This is a genomic window from Rhizorhapis sp., from assembly GCF_035276005.1.
Classification (GTDB): domain Bacteria; phylum Pseudomonadota; class Alphaproteobacteria; order Sphingomonadales; family Sphingomonadaceae; genus Rhizorhapis.
The window spans coordinates 21,529-34,914 of record NZ_DATEMB010000035.1 but is presented as its reverse complement, the minus strand read 5'-3'; the positions used below and the strand labels follow the sequence as shown (position 1 = coordinate 34,914).

Annotated in this window: 12 protein-coding genes and 2 pseudogenes; all 14 read right to left on the bottom strand. The window is 61.5% G+C overall.

Going from position 1 to position 13,386, the window contains the following annotated elements; all coding sequences use genetic code 11:
• Positions 1-1,311, bottom strand: coding sequence for an NADH-quinone oxidoreductase subunit NuoF (gene nuoF, locus VJS46_RS08225; protein WP_324059379.1), 1,311 nt, complete (start codon positions 1,309-1,311; stop codon positions 1-3).
• A gap of 169 nt (positions 1,312-1,480) precedes the next feature.
• On the bottom strand, positions 1,481-2,149 hold the full coding sequence (locus VJS46_RS08220; protein WP_324059377.1) for an NAD(P)H-dependent oxidoreductase subunit E: 669 nt from the start codon (positions 2,147-2,149) through the stop codon (positions 1,481-1,483).
• A complete protein-coding gene (locus tag VJS46_RS08215; protein WP_414707986.1) occupies positions 2,149-3,375 on the bottom strand; it encodes an NADH-quinone oxidoreductase subunit D in 1,227 nt (408 codons plus the stop codon). Before VJS46_RS08215 ends, VJS46_RS08220 begins: the two co-directional genes overlap by 1 nt.
• 14 nt (positions 3,376-3,389) lie before the next feature.
• Positions 3,390-4,034 (bottom strand): annotated as a pseudogene (locus VJS46_RS08210) (NADH-quinone oxidoreductase subunit C); the annotation flags it as partial.
• A 115-nt stretch (positions 4,035-4,149) separates the two neighbouring features.
• The gene (locus VJS46_RS08205) at positions 4,150-4,725 is read right to left on the bottom strand and encodes an NADH-quinone oxidoreductase subunit B family protein (protein ID WP_324059375.1); all 576 of its coding nucleotides are present in this window, start codon (positions 4,723-4,725) and stop codon (positions 4,150-4,152) included.
• A complete protein-coding gene (locus VJS46_RS08200; protein ID WP_324059373.1) occupies positions 4,695-5,069 on the bottom strand; it encodes an NADH-quinone oxidoreductase subunit A in 375 nt (124 codons plus the stop codon). Before VJS46_RS08200 ends, VJS46_RS08205 begins: the two co-directional genes overlap by 31 nt.
• Positions 5,070-5,177: 108 nt before the next feature.
• Positions 5,178-5,993, bottom strand: a complete 816-nt coding sequence (locus VJS46_RS08195) for an inositol monophosphatase family protein (protein ID WP_324059371.1) — start codon at positions 5,991-5,993, stop codon at positions 5,178-5,180.
• Positions 5,994-6,107: 114 nt separating this feature from the next.
• Entirely contained in the window at positions 6,108-6,671 is a 564-nt protein-coding gene (gene efp, locus VJS46_RS08190) for an elongation factor P (protein ID WP_324059369.1), read from the bottom strand.
• Positions 6,672-6,752: 81 nt separating this feature from the next.
• Positions 6,753-7,013, bottom strand: a pseudogene (locus tag VJS46_RS08185) (L,D-transpeptidase); the annotation flags it as partial.
• A 50-nt stretch (positions 7,014-7,063) separates the two neighbouring features.
• Positions 7,064-7,732 (bottom strand): thiamine phosphate synthase, encoded by a 669-nt coding sequence (thiE, locus tag VJS46_RS08180; protein ID WP_324059367.1) that lies wholly within the window; start codon positions 7,730-7,732, stop codon positions 7,064-7,066.
• A gap of 328 nt (positions 7,733-8,060) precedes the next feature.
• Positions 8,061-8,957, bottom strand: a complete 897-nt coding sequence (locus VJS46_RS08175) for a fructose bisphosphate aldolase (protein ID WP_324059477.1) — start codon at positions 8,955-8,957, stop codon at positions 8,061-8,063.
• A gap of 61 nt (positions 8,958-9,018) precedes the next feature.
• Entirely contained in the window at positions 9,019-10,179 is a 1,161-nt protein-coding gene (locus VJS46_RS08170) for a phosphoglycerate kinase (protein ID WP_324059475.1), read from the bottom strand.
• Positions 10,180-10,341: 162 nt separating this feature from the next.
• Positions 10,342-11,349, bottom strand: coding sequence for a type I glyceraldehyde-3-phosphate dehydrogenase (gene gap / locus VJS46_RS08165; RefSeq protein WP_324059365.1), 1,008 nt, complete (start codon positions 11,347-11,349; stop codon positions 10,342-10,344).
• Between the two features lie 14 nt (positions 11,350-11,363).
• Positions 11,364-13,331, bottom strand: a complete 1,968-nt coding sequence (gene tkt, locus VJS46_RS08160) for a transketolase (protein ID WP_324059364.1) — start codon at positions 13,329-13,331, stop codon at positions 11,364-11,366.
• Positions 13,332-13,386: the final 55 nt, after the last annotated feature.

The window sequence follows — 13,386 nt, the reverse complement described above, 5'->3', positions numbered from 1 at the left end:
TTACTCCGCAGCCTCCATCATCGGCATGCTGCCCTTATTCTCCTGGATCCGCCGCTCGATTTCAGGGCGGAAGTGGCGGATGAGGCCCTGGATCGGCCAGGCGGCGGCGTCGCCGAGGGCGCAGATGGTATGACCTTCGACCTGCTTGGTGACTTCGAAGAGCGTGTCGATCTCCGAAATATCGGCGTCGCCCGTGCGCAGGCGTTCCATCACGCGCCACATCCAGCCCGTGCCCTCCCGGCAGGGGGTGCATTGGCCGCAGCTCTCATGCTTGTAGAAGTAGGAAAGCCGCGAAATGGCGCGGACGATGTCGGTGGACTTGTCCATGACGATGACGGCGGCGGTGCCAAGGCCGGAGCCAAGCTCGCGCAGGCCGTCGAAATCCATCGGCGCGTCCATGATCTGCTTCGCCGGAACCAAAGGCACCGAGGAGCCGCCGGGAATGACCGCGAGCAGATTGTCCCAACCGCCGCGAATGCCGCCCGCATGGCGATCGATCAGTTCGCGGAAGGGAATGCTCATGCTTTCCTCGACCACGCAGGGCTTGTTCACATGGCCGCTGATCTGGAAAAGCTTGGTGCCCTTGTTATTGTCCCGCCCGAAGCTGGAGAACCAGGCCGCGCCGCGCCGCAGGATCGTAGGCGCAACGGCGATGCTCTCGACATTGTTGACGGTGGTCGGGCAGCCATAAAGGCCCGCGCCCGCCGGGAAGGGGGGTTTCAGGCGCGGCTGACCCTTTTTGCCCTCAAGGCTTTCGATCTGCGCGGTTTCCTCGCCGCAGATATAGGCACCCGCGCCACGGTGGACAAAGACGTCGAAATCATAGCCCGAACCGCAGGCATTCTTGCCGATAAAGCCTTTGCCATAGGCTTCCTCGACAGCCGCGAAGAGGGTTTCGGCCTCCCGGATGAACTCGCCGCGAATATAGATATAGGCGGCGCGGGCGCGCATGGCATAGCCCGCGACCAGCGCTCCCTCGATCAGCTTGTGCGGATCGTGGCGGATGATCTCGCGGTCCTTGCAGCTACCGGGCTCGGACTCGTCGGCGTTGATGACGAGGAAGCTCGGACGGCCATCGCGGCTTTCCTTCGGCATGAAGGACCATTTAAGCCCCGTCGGGAAACCCGCGCCGCCACGGCCGCGAAGGCCGGACGCCTTGATGATCTCGATGATCTCTTCGGGCGTCTGCTCCAGCAGCTTTTTGGTGTTGTCCCAATCGCCCCGCTTCATCGCGGCGTCGATGTTCCATGGCTGGAAGCCATAGACGTTGGTGAAGATGCGGTCCTTGTCGGAAAGGGGTGCGATGGTCATGCGCGGCCTCCCAAATCCTCTCCCTCAAGGGAGAGGGATACGAAGCCTTGCGGGCCGTGCCCGCTAGGCCGAGTTGGGTGAGGGTTTGCGGCGTTGGGGAAGGAACCGAGGCGTTGAACCCCCTCACCCCGACCCTCTCCCCGCCAGGGAGAGGGAGCAGAAATGCGCATCATGCCCATTCCCCCCTGTAATCGTGATTTTCCGTGACCATTTCCTTGAGGCTCGTCGGGCCGCCTTCGGGACAACTCACCTGACGATCGATCTGCGGGCCGGGCTTGGGCGTTTCGCCCTTCGCCAGCGCGTCGAGCACCGCCGTCATGCTTTCATAGGTCAGGTCCTCGAAATTATCGTCGTTGATCTGCACCATCGGCGCATTGGCGCAAGCGCCGAGGCATTCTACTTCCGTCAGGGTGAAAAGGCCATCGGGCGTGGTCTTGCCCTTGACCAGCCCCTTGTTCTTGCAGGCGGCGAACACATCGTCCGATCCGCGCAACATGCAGGGCGTCGTGCCGCACACCTGCACATGATAGCGGCCGACGGGCGCCAGATTATACATGGTGTAGAAGGTCGCGACCTCCAGCACGCGGATATAGGCCATGCCAAGCTGCGCGCCGATATATTCCATTACTGGAATCGGCAGCCAGCCCTGCGTCTGCGTCTCCGCCCCGACCTGCCGCTGGGCAAGGTCGAGCAAAGGCATCACCGCCGACTGCTGCCGTCCCGCTGGATAGCGAGCAATGATTTCCTTCACCTTTTCGGCGTTCTCGCTCGTCCAGGCGAAATTGCCCCAGCGGGCGCGGACTTCAGCCTCGTCGGGGATTTGGGGTGCGTCAGCCATCAGCGGTCACATTCTCCAAATACTACGTCGATCGCGCCCAAAATGGCGGTCGCGTCGGCGAGCATGTGGCCCTTAGTCATGAAATCCATGGCCTGAAGGTGGGAAAAGGCGGTCGGGCGGATCTTGCAGCGATAGGGTTTATTGGACCCGTCGCTGACCAGGTAGACGCCGAACTCGCCTTTGGGGCTTTCGGTGGCGACATAGACTTCGCCTGCGGGAACGTGGAAGCCCTCGGTATAGAGCTTGAAATGGTGAATGAGCGCTTCCATCGAGCGCTTCATCTCGCCGCGCCGGGGCGGAGCAACCTTGCGGTCGAAGGTCAGCACCGGCCCTTCGGGCATCTGTTGAAGGCACTGCTTCATGATCTTCGCGGACTGGCGGACTTCCTCGACACGGACCATGAAGCGGTCATAGCAGTCGCCATTAGTGCCGACGGGAATGTCGAACTCCATGCGGTCATAGACATCATAGGGTTGCGACTTGCGCAGGTCCCAGGGGATGCCCGAACCGCGGATCATCGGGCCGGAAAAGCCCCATTTGATCGCGTCTTCCTTGCCCACCACGGCGATGTCGACATTGCGCTGTTTGAAGATCCGGTTGTCGACGACCAGGCTCATCGCATCCTCAAACAGGCGCGGCAGGCGAGTGTCGAGCCAATCGCCAATGTCGGTGAGCAGCTTCAAGGGCACGTCCTGGTGAACGCCGCCGGGCCGGTAATAGGCGGCATGCATGCGCGCGCCCGACGCCCGCTCGAAGAAATTGAGGCAATCCTCGCGGATTTCGAACAGCCAGAGGTTCGGCGTCATCGCGCCCACGTCCATGACGTGGCTGCCGATGTTCAGCATATGGTTGCAGATGCGCGTCAGTTCCGCGAAGAAGACGCGCAGATATTGGGCGCGCAGCGGCACTTCGAGGCCCAGCAGCTTTTCGATTGCCAGCACATAGCTGTGCTCCATTGAGAGCGGCGAGCAATAGTCGAGCCGGTCGAAATAGGGCAACGCCTGCAAATAGGTCTTGTATTCGATCAGCTTCTCGGTGCCGCGATGGAGCAGGCCGACATGCGGGTCGACGCGCTCGACGATCTCGCCGTCCAGTTCCATCACCATGCGGAGCACGCCGTGCGCCGCCGGATGCTGCGGGCCGAAGTTGATCGTGTAGTTCTGGATCTGTGTCTCGTCCGCAGTCGCTGGATCGCGCTGCATCAGCTCTTCGGTTGCGGAGGTCATTTCTTTTCCCCATCGGCCGCAACGGGCGAAGGTGCGCCGGGAGCTTCCGGTTTGGCTTTTTCATCGCCGGGCAGCACATAGGCCGCCCCTTCCCAGGGGCTCATGAAGTCGAAAGTCCGGAAATCCTGCGCCAGGCTGACGGGCTCATAGACCACGCGCTTCGCCTCCTCGGAATAGCGCATCTCGACATAGCCGGTCAGCGGGAAGTCCTTGCGCTGCGGATAGCCCTTGAAGCCGTAATCGGTCAGGATGCGGCGAAGGTCGGGATTGCCGGAAAAGACAACGCCGTACATGTCATAGACTTCGCGCTCCAGCCAGCCTGCGACCGGCCAGACGCCAGTGATGCTGGGAACCGGCGCTTCCTCGTCAGTCGTCACCTTGACGCGGATGCGGTGATTTTTCGTGAGGCTGAGAAGATGGTAGCAGACCTCGAACCGTTCGGGCCGGTCCGGATAGTCAACGCCCGCGATTTCCATGAGCTGCTGATAGGCAAGATCGTCGCGCAGCTTCACCATGGCGCCGGGCAGGCTGTCGCGCTGCACGGTCACGCTGACCTCGCCCACCGCGTCCCTGATTTCGACAACGGCATCGCCCAACGCAACGCGGATTGCGTCCGCCACGCCTTCATTGCTCGCATATTTGGGTGCGGGATGGTTCATCGTACAGCCCGATCACAAACCCGTTTGTCCCGGGCGAAGTCGAGGGACATTGGCCTGGCGCTGACGTGCCTCGACTTCGCTCGGCACGAACGGAAAAGGGAACAGTTCATAGGGATCATCTCTCAATCGTCCCCACGCGGCGGATTTTCCGCTGAAGCTGCATCACGCCATAGAGCAGAGCCTCGGCGGTCGGAGGGCAACCGGGAACATAGATGTCCACCGGCACGATCCGGTCGCAGCCGCGCACTACGGAATAGCTGTAATGATAATAGCCGCCCCCGTTGGCGCATGAGCCCATGGAGATGACATATTTCGGCTCCGACATCTGATCATAGACCTTGCGGAGCGCGGGCGCCATCTTGTTGCAGAGCGTGCCAGCCACGATCATGACGTCGCTCTGTCGCGGTGAGGCGCGCGGGGCGACGCCAAAGCGCTCCATGTCATAGCGCGGCATGTTGACGTGGATCATCTCCACAGCGCAGCAGGCAAGGCCGAAGGTCATCCACCAGAGCGAGCCGGTCCGGGCCCACTGGAACAGCTCCTCGGTCGAGGTGACGAGAAAGCCCTTGTCAGTGACTTCGGACGACAGGCTGTCGAAAAACGCCCGGTCGGGCGGCGTTCCTTCGGGCGGGAAAGGCCCTTCGGTGCGCGGATCAAGTATTACTCCCAATCGAGCGCTCCCTTCTTCCATGCATAAACGAGGCCGAGCACAAGCTCGAGAATGAAGACCATCATCGTCGCCCAGCCGGCCCAGCCGATTTCATCCAGGCTGACCGCCCAGGGGAAGAGGAAGGCCGCTTCCAGATCGAAGACGATGAACAAAATGGCGATCAGGTAGAAACGCACGTCGAACTGGCTGCGCGGGTCTTCAAACGCGGGAAAGCCGCATTCATATTCAGCCAGCTTGTCCGGATTGGGCTTGTGCGTGCCGGTGAGACGAGCCACCGCCATCGGCAGGAACACACAAGCGCCCGACAGCACCAGTGCCACTCCCAGGAACAGGAGGATAGGCAGATATTGAGACAGGTCGACCAAAGAGACTCTCGCTAGCTAGACGTCTTGCGGCGGGCTTTTAGGCAGATGTGTGCCTAGGAGCAAGCCTGCCGCAGCGCAAAAAATGCGTAATATTACCTATCGTCCGCCTCATCGGAGCGCCTGCGCCACAAGCTTGTGCAATTTGCTGTGAATTGCGTCATTTCCGGCAAGGAATTCACTACGTTGCATGCATTGATCCCCACCCCGGAAATCGGTGACGAAACCGCCTGCTTCGCGCACCAGAAGAACGCCTGCCGCTACGTCCCAGGGGGCGAGATCGCTTTCCCAAAAACCGTCATACCGGCCCGCCGCCACATGGGCCAGATCAAGGGCTGCCGAACCGAAGCGGCGGATACCCGCTACCTGGGGTGCAACCGCGCCGAAGATGCGCGTCCATTGCGAAAAATCGCCATGGCCGAAGAAGGGAATGCCTGTGGCAATCAGCGCCTCAGCCAAATCACGCCGGCCCGACACCCGCAAGCGGCGGTCATGCAGCCAGGCGCCCCGGCTCTTTTCCGCCCAATAGCTTTCATCGGTCAGCGGCTGATAGATAAGGCCAGTGGTGACTTCGCCCCATCCGCCGCCTGGCTTCGGCTCCTGCACTGCAATGGAAATGGCGAAATGAGGGATTCCGTGCAGGAAATTGCTGGTGCCGTCCAGGGGATCGATGACCCAGCGCGGTTTGGTGGGATCGCCTTCAATCTCGCCCGCTTCCTCCAGCAGGAAGCCCCAGTCGGGCCGTGCCTTCTTCAGTTCATCGAAGAGCGTCCGTTCGGCGCGCTGGTCCGCCATCGTGACGAAGTCGGCCGGCCCCTTGCGAGAAACCTGCAAATGCTCGACTTCGCCGAAGTCGCGGCGAAGGCGCGGCGCCGCCTTGCGCGCGGCGCGTTCCATGACAGTAATGAGGCCGGAATGAGATACCATTGCAATCTCCCCCCTCCCGCTTTTGGGGGAGGGGTCGGGGAAGGGAATGTAACAGGAGAAGCCGGCTGACAGGCCCTCCCCTTGGCCCCTCCCGCAAGCAGGAGGGGAGACGGATCAGTCCGCCCGCTTCACATATTCACGTTCGTACACGTCAACCACGATCCGGGTTCCGGTGGTGATGTGCGGCGGCACCATGACGCGGACGCCATTGTCCAATATGGCGGGCTTGTAGGAAGCCGAAGCGGTTTGGCCCTTTACGACAGCGTCCGCCTCCACCACGGTGGCTTCCACCTGCTCGGGCAGTTGCACGGAGATCGGCCGGTCCTCATACATTTCGAGCACCACGTCCATGCCGTCCTGAAGGAAGGCCGACGCATCGCCGATCAGGTCCTGCGGCAGGTTGATCTGATCATAAGTTTCCTTGTCCATGAAGACGAGCATGTCTCCTTCGGCGTAAAGATACTGGAAGTCCTTCGTATCGAGGCGGATGCGCTCAACGGTCTCGGCAGAGCGGAAGCGGACATTATTCTTGCGGCCATCGATCAGGTTCTTCAGCTCCACCTGCATATAGGCGCCGCCCTTGCCAGGCTGTGTATGCTGGATCTTCACGGCGCGCCACAGGCCGCCCTCATATTCGATATTATTGCCGGGACGAATGTCCACGCCGCTGATTTTCATCGCGCTTCTCGCTTTTTCAAGGATGTTAAAGAGCCGTTGAGCGGCCCTCTATCCTCCCCCGCTCCTTTTCGCAAGCGGCCATCATGCCTTGAAAGTGGCGCGGACGCCCGGACGCAGCATCTGGGCGAGCCGCGCGGCATCCCAATTGCTAAGGCGAATGCAGCCATGGCTTTCGCTCTGACCGATCAGCGCCGGCTCCGGCGTGCCGTGAATGCCATAGTGCGGCTTGGACAGCTCGATCCAGACCACACCCACCGGACCATTGGGGCCGGGCCCCAGCACACTTTTACGATCCGTCGATGCCGCTTCCCAAAAAAGCTTGGGATTGTAGTGGAATGGCGGACATTTGTCGCCAATGCGCCCAAATGGGCTAAGCAATCGACCAATCGAAATCAACTGCTCTGCAAGATGCTCTCAAATTCCTGCACCGCCGCAGCGGGTCCGGCGGGATGGCCCCAGACGGCCGCACTCACAGCGATGAAATCGGCCCCCGCATCCACCAGAGGCCTCGCGTTTTGCGGAGTAATGCCGCCAATGGCGACGCAGGGCAGTTCGAACAATGTGCTCCACCAAGTCAAGATCGACGGGTCCGGACGATGCCGTGTCTCTTTCGTGGCGGTGGGATAAAAGGCGCCGAAGGCGACATAGTCCGCTCCGGCCTCGCCCGCTTCCATGGCGAGATGGCGGCTGTCATGGCAGGTAACGCCAATCTGGGCCGAGGGGCCAAGCAGCTTGCGTGCCTCGCGCGGGTCTCCGTCCTCCTGCCCCAGATGCACACCGTCCGCGCCTAGGCGCTTGGCCAGCGCCATGCTGTCATTCACGATTATGGCAACGTCCCGCTCGGCGCAAATGCGCTGCAGCGGCTCGGCGGCCCGTGCGATCGCGTGCTCATCCAACCCTTTCAGCCGGAGTTGGAACGCCGCCACTTCACCCGCGTCCAGCGCCTCTTTCAAGCGATCGCTGAAAGACGCATCGATACTGGGCGGCGAGATCAGATACAGCCGGCACGGCTCCCGCCGCTCGGGAGGGACGAACTGATCGGGGAAATCTTCGTTGGGCATCCTATGATCCGTATCGGTTGCTCAGGCTGGAACTATCGCCATTGGCGCAGCGCCTTCTACCCCGAAGGGCTGCCGGTCAAGCGATGGTTTGCCTTTTACGCAGAGCATTTCGATACGGTCGTCCCGCCAGGGCCGCGATGTGTGGGCCTATTTCAACAATGACACGGAGGCCCGCGCCATTGCCGACGCGAAGGAGTTGAGAAGTTTGTTAAATCAAACATCTCTTACCAGTTTGGGCTGAGCCCTGTCGAAGCCCCTTCCTTTTGAGAAAGGGGAGCCCTTCGACAGACACAGTGCAAACGAGCAAAGCCTTGCTATCATTTACCTCTTAAACGGCCTTATTGGTCGAGGCGGTGTAGATTTCCTCGATCGCACCGCCCAGCGACTGGTTGAATTCGGCGTCGCTCATCTGGTGGCGCAGATCCTCCAGCAATGCGCGGCTGAAGCTCGCGATCATGCCATGGTTCTTGGCGAGCTCGGCGCAGGCGTCCGGACGACTATAGCCACCCGACAATGCGACGACACGCAGCACGCGGGGATGATCGACCAGCGGATCGAACAGACCAGGCTTGGTGGGAATAGAGAGCTTCAGCATAACCTTGTCATCGCCGGTCATGGCATCAAGCGTTTTCAGCAATTCCTCCAGCAGGATCTGGTCGGCCTCTGCGCGCTCGGGGCTCTTGATGTTCACTTCCGGTTCGATGATCGGCACCAGACCAGCCGCCAGAACTTGCTGACCGACTTCGAACTGCTGCTTCACGATAGCGGCAATGCCTTCGCGATTGGCGAGGTTGATGACCGACCGCTCCTTGGTGCCGAATACGCCAAGGCCCTTGGCGCGCTTCAGCAGCACGTCGAGTTCCGGCATCGGCTTCATGAGCTGGACGCCATTTTCCTCAGCTTCCAGGCCCTTGTCGATCTTGATGAAGGGAACAACGCCGCGTTCCTTGAGCACGGCCGGCACGGGCTTGCCGTCGGCAACCCCGTCCATGGTGCGTTCGAACAGGATGGCGCCGATCACCTTTTCGCCGGTGAAGACCGGCGAAGTGATGATCCGCGAGCGCATCTGGTGGATCAGGCCGAACATTTCCTCATCATTGGACCAGGCGCCTTCCTCGATGCCATAGCCTTTGAGCGCCTTGGGCGTCGAACCGCCGCTCTGGTCGAGAGCGGCAATAAAGCCGTTACCGGCGGCAATTTTGTTCAGCATTTCCTGATCGAGCATCTGCACATACCTCTTCTGGGGGGTCGTGTTGCCTTCCGGCAACGAAAAACGGGAAAATTCCTTAGCTCATCAGCGCCTTGACGCCGGGCAGTTCCTTGCCCTCCATCCATTCCAGGAACGCGCCGCCTGCGGTGGAGACGAAGGAGAAATCGCCTGCTACACCAGCGTGATTGAGGGCGGCCACGGTATCGCCACCGCCCGCCACCGACACGAGCGAGCCTTCCTTGGTCAAGGCAGCGGCTGTCCTGGCGAGCGCCACGGTCGCCGCATCGAAAGGCGGCGTCTCAAAGGCGCCCATCGGCCCATTCCACACCAGCGTCCGGCAGGTCTTCAGCACATCGGCGAGCGCCTCGACGGCGGCGGGCCCCACGTCCAGGATCATTTCGTCAGCCGCGACCTCATGGACATTGACGGTCCGAGTCGGCGGATTGGGCGCGAATTCCTTCGCGACGACGACATCATAGGGCAGGTGGACCGTGCAATTTGCCTTTTCCGCTGCTTCTAGAATGGCTTCGGCGGTGTCTTTCAGATCATGCTCGCACAGCGACTTGCCGACATCGACCCCGCGCGCGGCAAGGAAGGTGTTGGCCATGCCGCCGCCGATGATGAGGTGATCCACCTTCGCCACTAGATGCTTCAGCACGTCGAGCTTGGTCGAAACTTTCGCGCCGCCGACGACGGCCGCGACGGGATGCTCGGGGGATCCCAGCGCCTTTTGCAGGGCGTCAAGTTCAGTTTCCATCGCGCGGCCGGCAAATGCCGGCAGAATATGCGCCACGGCCTCAGTCGAGGCATGGGCGCGGTGCGCGGCTGAAAAGGCGTCGTTGACGTATAGGTCGCCGAGCACGGCGAAGCGTTCAGCCACCGCCGGGTCATTCTTTTCCTCGCCGCCAAAGAAGCGGGTGTTTTCCAGCACGGCGACGTCACCAGGCTGAAGCGCGGCCACCGCCGCTTTGTCGCCCTCCCAATCAATATAGCGCACCGGCCTTCCCAGCACCTGCGAAAGCGGCCCGGCAATTTGCGCCAGCGACATGTCCAGGCTGGGCTGCCCCTTGGGACGGCCGAAATGGGCCAGGACAAGCACCTTCGCACCCCGGCCGGAGAGTTCATTGATCGTCGGAACAGCCGCGCGGAGACGGGTATCGTCCGTCACCACGCCATCCTTCATCGGCACGTTCAGATCTTCGCGGACAAGCACGGCCTTGCCCGTCAGGTCACCCATATCGTCCAATGTTTTGAATGGCTTCACAGCTGTTCCTCGATAACTATTTCAGTACCACATATCGTTTGGTTCGAGCATCGAGCTTGTCGAGATGTCGAGAACCGTTCTCGATACGCCTTCTCGACTTCGCTCGAAGGCTACTCGAACCAAACGGGAGGGGTGTTACAACAATCCCGCAACCACACCGGTGGTGTCGATCATGCGGTTGGAGAAGCCCCACTCATTGTCGTACCAGCTGAGCACACGCACCAGCTTGCCGTCGATGACCGCCGTTTCCAGGCTGTCGACGGTGGAGCTTGCCGGATCGCCGTTGAAGTCGATCGAAACCAGCGGCTCGTCGGTGTAGGCCAGAACGCCCTTCATCGCGCCCTGGGCCGCGTCCTTCAGCAGGCCGTTGACTTCCTCAACCGTGGTTTCGCGGCTTGGGATGAACTTCAGGTCCACGACCGAGACATTCGGAGTCGGCACGCGAACCGACGAACCGTCGAGCTTACCCTTCAGCTCCGGAAGCACCTCACCCACGGCGCGGGCGGCGCCGGTCGTTGTCGGGATCATCGACAGTGCGGCGGCACGGGCGCGGCGCATGTCCTTGTGCAGCTGGTCCAGCGTATTCTGGTCGTTGGTGTAGCTGTGGATCGTCGTCATGAAACCGCTTTCGATACCAATGGCATCATGCAGCACCTTGGCGAGCGGGGCGAGGCAATTGGTGGTGCAGCTGGCATTGGAGATGACGACGTCATCCTTGGTCAGCGTGTCATGGTTCACACCGAACACGACCGTCTTATCGACGCCGGTTGCAGGAGCGGAGATGACGACGCGCTTGGCACCAGCGGTCAGGTGTGCGCTCGCCTTTTCCTTGCTTGCGAAGATGCCGGTGCATTCCAGGGCGATGTCGACGCCCTGCGCGGCATGCGGCAGCTTGGCGGGATCACGCTCGGCGGTAACGGTGATGCGCTTGCCGTTGATGACGAGTGCGTCGCCGTCCACGCTGACGTCACCGGGGAAATTGCCGTGGACGCTGTCACGCTTGAACAGCAGCGCGTTGGACTGGGCGTCGCCCAGATCGTTGATGCTGACCAGTTCCAGATTATGGTCGGTGCGTTCCAGGATCGCGCGGGCCACCAGGCGGCCGATGCGGCCAAATCCGTTGATCGCAACTTTAACTGCCATCTTTTTCAAGCTCCTTATTTGCCAAGCGCCGAAACGATCTGCGGCGCAATCTTCGCGGCCGTAAGGCCGAAATAGTCGAACAGTGCTTCTGCCGGGGCGGACGCACCGAAGCGGTCGATGCCGAAGCGCAATCCATCAAGGCCAGTATAGCGTTCCCAGCCAAATGTGGTGCCTGCTTCAATGGAAACCTTGAGGCAATCCGAAGGGATGAGGCCGGCCCTGTAATCCGCGTCCTGCGCGTCGAACAGCGACCAGCAGGGCATGGAAACGACGTCCGCGCCGATCCCCTGCCCTTCAAGCGCCTCGGCGACGCCAAGTGCGACCTCTACTTCCGAACCGCTGGCGAGCAGCACCACCTTGCGCGGCGCAACGGCGCCGCGCAATCGGTAAGCCCCCCTGGCCGACAGGTTTTCGCTTTTTTCAAGCCGCAACTGCGGCAGGTTTTGGCGGGTGAGCGCCAGCAGCGAGGGGCCATTCTGGTCCCTGAGCGCCAGTTCCCAGCACTCGGCTGTCTCGACCACGTCCGCCGGACGGTAGACGTCAAGGTTCGGAATCATGCGCAGGCTCATGACATGCTCGACCGGCTGGTGCGTCGGGCCATCCTCGCCCAGGCCGATGCTGTCATGGGTCATCACATAGACGACCCGCGCCTGCTGAAGCGCCGACAAGCGGATGGCAGCGCGGCAATAATCGGAAAAGACCAGGAAAGTGCCCCCATAGGGAATGACCCCGCCATGCAGCGCCAGGCCATTCATCGCCGCCGACATGCCGAACTCGCGGATGCCATAATAAATATAGCGGCCGGAATAATCGTCCTTACCGAACGGAGCCGTGGACTTGGTCTTGGTATTGTTGGAGCCGGTGAGGTCCGCCGAACCGCCCATGGTTTCGGGGAGCAGACTGTTCACCGCCTCAAGCGCCATCTCGCTCGCCTTGCGGGTGGCGACCTTCTTGGGTTCGGCGATCAGCGTGTCGATATAGGCGGAAAGCGAGAAATCGACGGGCAGCTCACCGGCCATCCGGCGGGAAAATTCCTTTGCCTGAGGATGGGTTTCGAGCCGTCCCTGCCATGCTTCACGCGCTGCTGCGGAACGCTCGCCGATCTTCTTCCATTCGGCCGCGACGTCTGCCGGGATCACAAAGGGTTCGTGCGGCCAATTGAGATGCACGCGGGCAGCAGCGATTTCCTCGCTGCCCAGGGGCGAACCGTGGACATTGTGCGACCCGGCCTTGTTGGGCGCGCCATAACCGATGGTGGTGTCGCAAGCGACCAGGGACGGGCGCGGATCGGCCACCGCTTCGGCAAGGGCGCGCCGGATATCGGCATAATCATGGCCATTGCACGAAACCACATGCCAGCCGGTTGCCGCATAGCGGGCGCGGACATCTTCGCTCGTCGAAAGGTCGGTGGCGCCGTCGATGGTAATCTTGTTGTCATCCCAGAGGACGATCAGACGGCCAAGGCCCAGATGCCCGGCAAGGCCGATCGCTTCATGATTGATGCCCTCCATCAGGCATCCGTCGCCAGCGATCGCCCAGGTGCGGTGGTCGACAAGTTCATCGCCGAAAGTGGCATTCAGATGCCGCTCGGCCATCGCCATGCCGACAGCCGTGGCAAGCCCCTGCCCCAGCGGCCCCGTGGTCGTTTCCACGCCCGCCAGTTCGAAATTCTCGGGATGCCCCGCGCAAGGGCTGTGAAGCTGACGGAAATTCCTGATGTCCTCGATGGTCGGCCGCGCATAGCCCGTCAGGTGCAACAGCGAATAGATCAGCATGGAGCCATGACCGGCGGACAGCACGAAGCGATCGCGGTCGGCCCATTTGGGCTCTTTCGGGTTGAACTTCAGAAACTCTCCAAACAGCACCGTCGCCACATCCGCCATCCCCATGGGCATGCCGGGATGGCCGCTGTTGGCGGCCTGCACTGCGTCCATCGACAGTGCCCTGATGGCATTGGCGAGCTGCTGCTGCGTAACGGTCATAAAGCTTCCTGTTCGAAGGGCATGGCAAAGGCGCGCGCCCGAGTCGCGAAAAATC

Excerpts from the sequence above, each read along its gene's own strand:
- nuoF (WP_324059379.1), bottom strand. The coding sequence starts at position 1,311 with ATGACCATCGCACCCCTTTCCGACAAGGACCGCATCTTCACCAACGTC.
- VJS46_RS08220 (WP_324059377.1), bottom strand. The coding sequence starts at position 2,149 with ATGGCTGACGCACCCCAAATCCCCGACGAGGCTGAAGTCCGCGCCCGC.
- VJS46_RS08215 (WP_414707986.1), bottom strand. The coding sequence starts at position 3,375 with ATGACCTCCGCAACCGAAGAGCTGATGCAGCGCGATCCAGCGACTGCG.
- VJS46_RS08205 (WP_324059375.1), bottom strand. The coding sequence starts at position 4,725 with ATGGAAGAAGGGAGCGCTCGATTGGGAGTAATACTTGATCCGCGCACC.
- VJS46_RS08195 (WP_324059371.1), bottom strand. The coding sequence starts at position 5,993 with ATGGTATCTCATTCCGGCCTCATTACTGTCATGGAACGCGCCGCGCGC.
- efp (WP_324059369.1), bottom strand. The coding sequence starts at position 6,671 with ATGAAAATCAGCGGCGTGGACATTCGTCCCGGCAATAATATCGAATAT.
- thiE (WP_324059367.1), bottom strand. The coding sequence starts at position 7,732 with ATGCCCAACGAAGATTTCCCCGATCAGTTCGTCCCTCCCGAGCGGCGG.
- VJS46_RS08175 (WP_324059477.1), bottom strand. The coding sequence starts at position 8,957 with ATGCTCGATCAGGAAATGCTGAACAAAATTGCCGCCGGTAACGGCTTT.
- VJS46_RS08170 (WP_324059475.1), bottom strand. The coding sequence starts at position 10,179 with ATGGGTGACCTGACGGGCAAGGCCGTGCTTGTCCGCGAAGATCTGAAC.
- gap (WP_324059365.1), bottom strand. The coding sequence starts at position 11,349 with ATGGCAGTTAAAGTTGCGATCAACGGATTTGGCCGCATCGGCCGCCTG.
- tkt (WP_324059364.1), bottom strand. The coding sequence starts at position 13,331 with ATGACCGTTACGCAGCAGCAGCTCGCCAATGCCATCAGGGCACTGTCG.